Source organism: Nocardioides sp. (assembly GCF_031422975.1).
In the GTDB taxonomy this organism is placed as follows: domain Bacteria; phylum Actinomycetota; class Actinomycetes; order Propionibacteriales; family Nocardioidaceae; genus Nocardioides.
The window spans coordinates 1-4,370 of the sequence record NZ_JANPEO010000570.1 but is presented as its reverse complement, the minus strand read 5'-3'; the positions used below and the strand labels follow the sequence as shown (position 1 = coordinate 4,370).

5 protein-coding genes and 1 pseudogene are annotated in these 4,370 nt (G+C 70.8%); 3 read left to right on the top strand and 3 right to left on the bottom strand.

Features of this window, described 5'->3' with window-relative positions; genetic code table 11:
• The 3 genes and pseudogenes from RMO85_RS17085 to RMO85_RS17075 form a co-directional block, all read left to right on the top strand.
• A pseudogene (locus tag RMO85_RS17085) lies at positions 1–458 on the top strand (hypothetical protein); the annotation flags it as partial.
• 87 nt (positions 459–545) lie between these two features.
• The gene (gene mshA, locus RMO85_RS17080) at positions 546–1,784 is read left to right on the top strand and encodes a D-inositol-3-phosphate glycosyltransferase (RefSeq protein WP_310529920.1); all 1,239 of its coding nucleotides are present in this window, start codon (positions 546–548) and stop codon (positions 1,782–1,784) included.
• A complete protein-coding gene (locus RMO85_RS17075; RefSeq protein WP_310529919.1) occupies positions 1,781–2,302 on the top strand; it encodes a YbjN domain-containing protein in 522 nt (173 codons plus the stop codon). Before mshA ends, RMO85_RS17075 begins: the two co-directional genes overlap by 4 nt.
• 82 nt (positions 2,303–2,384) lie before the next feature.
• Here RMO85_RS17075 and RMO85_RS17070 read toward each other — a convergent pair whose 3' ends face one another.
• The 3 genes from RMO85_RS17070 to RMO85_RS17060 form a co-directional block, all read right to left on the bottom strand.
• Complete coding sequence (locus RMO85_RS17070) at positions 2,385–2,738, bottom strand: DUF1304 domain-containing protein (protein ID WP_310529918.1); 354 nt, start codon at positions 2,736–2,738, stop codon at positions 2,385–2,387.
• Positions 2,739–2,754: 16 nt separating this feature from the next.
• Positions 2,755–3,699: a DMT family transporter gene (locus RMO85_RS17065; protein ID WP_310529917.1), complete on the bottom strand. Its 945-nt coding sequence runs from the start codon at positions 3,697–3,699 to the stop codon at positions 2,755–2,757.
• A 97-nt stretch (positions 3,700–3,796) separates the two neighbouring features.
• Positions 3,797–4,370 (bottom strand): response regulator transcription factor (locus RMO85_RS17060; RefSeq protein WP_310529916.1); only part of this gene is annotated, 574 nt, incomplete at its 5' end.

Genomic DNA, 4,370 nt, shown 5'->3' with positions numbered 1-4,370 from the left:
CGCTGACGCCGGGCCGTTTCGACCTCTTCGAGATCCCCGGGGACCACGTCCACCGGATCAACGGCCTGTTCTGGCTGGTCACCCTCGGCTGGGCGATCTCGCAGGCACGCACGACCCGGCAGCGCCTGGTCGTGACCGCGTTGTCGCTGTGGCTGGCGCCGGGCTTCTTCCTCGGGGGTGGACCCGTCCGGCCGGCCTACCTGCTGTGCGGATTGCTCGTGCTCATCTGGCTCCCGCAGATCCGGCTCCCCGCCGTGGCGGCGTCGGTCGTCGGCGTACTCGCCGCGTCGTCGCTGTGGATCTACCTCCTGCACTGGCGGGTCTACCCGACCTTCGAGGTCGCGTCGCCGGTGACGGCGACCGTGCTCTCGCTCGCGATCGGGGTGGCGGCGGCCGAGGGCGTACGCCGCAGCGCACCCGTCATCGCTCGGGTGACCCGGCGCCCGGGGAATCGCTGACGTCCGGTCGGTGTTGAACCCCGATGGCGCCCGTCTTGCCTGGCGGGCGTGCTGTCGAGGAGAGGACGCCGCGTGGACCGCGTCGCGATGATCAGCCTGCACACCTCCCCGCTGGACCAGCCGGGGATCGGCGACGCAGGCGGCATGAACGTCTATGTCATCGAGCTCTCCCGTCGGCTTGCGGCCCGGGGCATCGCCGTCGACATCTTCACGCGGGCGACGTCCTCCGAGCTGCCGCCCGTGGTCGAGGCGTTCGACGGCGTCCACGTGCGCCACATCGCCGCGGGTCCCTTCGAGGGGCTGGCCAAGGGTGAGCTGCCGGGCCAGCTGTGCACCTTCGCCCGCGAGGTGCTGCGCGCCGAGGCCATCCAGCCGCTGGGTCACTACGACGTGGTGCACTCCCACTACTGGCTCTCGGGCCAGGTCGGGGCGCTGGCGCGTGACCGGTGGGGTGTGCCGCTCGTGCACTCGATGCACACCATGGCCAAGGTCAAGAACGAGGCGCTCGCCGTCGGCGACACCCCCGAGCCGCTCGCCCGGGTGATCGGCGAGGAGCAGGTGGTCGAGGCGGCCGACCTGCTGATCGCCAACACCGAGCTCGAGGCCAAACAGCTGATCACCCTGTACGGCGCCGACCCCGACCGGGTCGAGGTCGTGCACCCGGGCGTCGACCTGTCGGTCTTCCGGCCGCAGGACAAGGCGGCCGTACGCCGTGAGCTCGGACTGCCCGAGGACGCGATCGTGCTGATGTTCGCCGGCCGGATCCAGCCGCTGAAGGCGCCGGACGTGTTGCTGCGGGCGGTCAGCGTCCTCCTGGATCGCGATCCCGGCCTGCGCTCGCGTCTCGTGGTGCCGATCGTCGGCGGGCCCTCGGGCAGCGGCCTGGAGCATCCGGAGTCGCTGGCCCAGCTCAGCGCCGAGCTCGACCTCGACGACGTGGTGCGCTTCGTGCCGCCGGTGGCCCAGGTGGAGCTGGCCCGCTGGTGTGCGGCGGCGACGGCGGTCGCCGTACCCTCCTACAACGAGTCCTTCGGCCTGGTCGCCGCCGAGGCGCAGGCGACCGGTACCCCCGTGGTCGCGGCCGCGGTCGGCGGACTCACCACGGTCGTCGCCGACGGGCGCAGCGGCCTGCTGGTCGAATCGCACGACGCCCACGACTGGGCGAACGCGCTGCGTCGACTCATCGACGACCCGGTGCTCACAGCCCGGCTCGGCGCGGGTGCGCTCGAGCATGCCCGCGACTTCTCGTGGGAGCGCACGGCCGAGCGCACGCTCGCGGCCTACCGCGGCGCCGGCATGCTGATGCGTGATGAGATGTCGGCGTGACCTCAGCTGCGGACACCATCCGGGGCTATCTCGATGCCAACGAGATCCCCTACGAATCGCCCACCGAGGGCACCTTCTCGCTGACGCTCGCCGGTGAGAAGAAGCTGCAGACGCCGGTACGCCTCGACGTGGGTGAGCACGCCCTCGGTGTGCACGCGTTCGTGTGCCGCAACCCCGACGAGAACCACGCCCGGGTCTATCGCTGGCTGCTCGAGCGCAACCTGCGGATGTACGCCGTCGCGTTCGCGGTCGACCACGCCGGCGACATCTACCTCGATGCCCGCCTGCCGCTCTCCAGCGTCACCGACGACGAGCTCGACCGGCTGCTGGGCTCGGTGCTCGCGCAGGCCGACGGGTCGTTCAACTCGATCCTCGAGCTCGGCTTCGCCAGTTCCATCCGCAAGGAGTGGGAGTGGCGGCTCTCGCGCGGGGAGTCGACCGCCAACCTCGACGCGTTCCGCGGGTGGCTCGAGTCCGGGGTCGACCCGGTGCCGCCGACGGCCGACGCCGAGATGTAACACGCTGTCCGGTGCTCTTCCACGTCGTTGCAACGTCGCAGAAGAGCACCGGACAGCGTGTTACATGCCCGAGGGCCTCGAGTCAGCGGGCAAGCAGCACCGCGCCGAGCGCGAGCACCGCCGGCACCGCCTGGACGACGAGGATCTTGCGGCTGACCGTCGCGGCGCCGTACACCCCGGCGACGATGACGCAGCCCAGGAAGAACACCTTGAACGCGAGGTTGTCGTCGAGCAGCCCCCAGACGAGACCCGCCGCCAGGAAGCCGTTGTACAGGCCCTGGTTGGCGGCCAGCGACTTGGTCTCCTCGGCGAACTCCCGGGTCAGCCCGAAGGCACCTCGTCCCGCCGGTTCGGTCCACAGGAACATCTCGAGGACGAGGAAGTAGGCGTGCAGTGCGGCAACCAGGCCGATGAGGACGTTGGCGGCGGCAGTCATGGCTGCAGCATGGCAGTCAGCGGGCCCGGGGGGCGGGGCGGCGGCGGGACAGGAGTACGCCCGCGATGCAGAGCCCGCCGCCCAGGAACGCCAGCGCGGGCGGCACCTCGTCGAGCAGCAGCCATGCCATCAGGGCGGTGATGAACGGGACGAGGAACGTCGACTGCGCGAACTTGCCGGCGTCGGCGTGGCTCAGGGCGAACGCCCACGTGGTGAAGGCGATCGCGCTCGGGAAGATGCCGAGGTAGAGGATCCACCACAACGTGTCGGCGCTCGCGTCGCCGAGCACGCGCACCGTCTGGCCGGCCCACGGCAGGCAGACCGCGGCCCCGACGACGGCGTACCAGAACGTCAGGTCGAGCGCCCCCATGTGCGGCAGCAGCTTCTTCTGGGTCAGGACGCCGACCGCGAAGGTGAGGGCGGCGACGACCGCGAGGAGTACGCCGACCAGGTCGCCGTTGTCACCTTGCGAGGACGCGCGAGCGATGATGACCACGCCGGTGAACCCGACGCCCATGCCGATGAGCAGCCACTTCGTCAGTCGCTCGCCCAGGAAGAAGGTCGCGAGCAGGGCGACCATGATCGGCCCGATCTGGACGATCAGGGCGGCGGTGCCGGCGTCGATGCGGCGCTCGGACTCGTTGAGGGTCAGGTTGTAGACGCCGAACCAGCTCGCCCCGCCGGCCAGGATCAGCGGCCATTCGCGCCTGGTCGGCAGCCGGGGGAGCCGACCCCTCATCAGCGCGAGGAGCGCGAGCGCCATCACGAGCAGCCGGCTCAGCGACAGGGCGCCGGGCGGGACGGACTCCCCGAGGTGCCGGATGCCCACGAAGGCGCTCGCCCACAGCACGAGAGTGGTGGCGACCGCCGCGAGCGGGAGCCACGCCTTCGTGTCTTGGATGTCCTGCTCGGGGATCACGGCCGCTGGCTGGGTCGGCGTGGTGCCGGGCGTCGTTGTCACGAGTCAAGGCTACGGACAGCCATGACGAGGCGCGAGCGGATTCCGGACAGCGAACCCCGAGTTCCCGCCGTACGGGTTGGGCGGAGTCCCCGGAAACTCACAGGTCGAGCTTGTAGCCCAGCCCGCGCACGGTCACGAGGTACTTCGGCTCGCTCGGGTCGGGCTCGAGCTTGGCGCGCAGTCGCTTGACGTGTACGTCGAGGGTCTTGGTGTCGCCGACATAGTCGGAGCCCCAGACGCGGTCGATCAGCTGGCCGCGGGTGAGCACCCGACCCGGGTTGCGCAGGAACATCTCCAGCAGCTCGAACTCCTTGAGGGGGAGTCGCTGCTCGGTGCCGTCCACGGTGACGACGTGCCGCTCGACATCCATCCGCACCGGCCCGGCCTCCAGCGTGTCGGGCAGGAGATCGGGCTCCTGGCCGCGGCGCAGCACCGCGCGGATGCGGGCCACGAGCTCGCGCGGGGAGTAGGGCTTGGTGACGTAGTCGTCGGCGCCCAGCTCGAGCCCGACCACCTTGTCGACCTCGTCGTCCTTGGCGCTGACCATGATCACCGGGACGGACGAGGTCGCCCGGATCTGGCGGCACACCTCGGTGCCCGGCACGCCGGGCAGCATCAGGTCGAGGAGCACGATGTCGGGCCCGAAGCGGTCGAACTCGGTGAGGGCGGTG